The organism is Psychromonas arctica, assembly GCF_038155225.1.
GTDB classification, from domain to species: domain Bacteria; phylum Pseudomonadota; class Gammaproteobacteria; order Enterobacterales; family Psychromonadaceae; genus Psychromonas; species Psychromonas arctica_B.
Genome location: NZ_JBAKBA010000362.1, coordinates 1 through 215, shown reverse-complemented (window position 1 = coordinate 215; position 215 = coordinate 1). Strand labels below are relative to the sequence as shown.

At 42.3% G+C, this 215-nt stretch carries 1 protein-coding gene; it reads left to right on the top strand.

Annotated features, from left to right (window positions below; all coding sequences use genetic code 11):
* Positions 1-215 (top strand): pyruvate kinase (locus V6255_RS18790; RefSeq protein ID WP_341629463.1); only part of this gene is annotated, 215 nt, incomplete at both ends.

Here is a 215-nt window from a genome sequence, read left to right as displayed (position 1 = left end):
AGAGACATTTTTACAGCCGCTGAAATTGGTTGTGATTACTTAGGGGTTTCTTTTCCAAGTAACGGTGCGGATATTCATTACGAACGTAAGCTCGCTCAAGAAGCAGGTTGTTTTGCGAAGATTGTAGCAAAAGTTGAACGAGCTGAAGCAGTTGAAACAAAAGAAGCACTAGAAGAGATTATTTTAGCGTCTGACGTTGTGATGGTGGCTCGTGG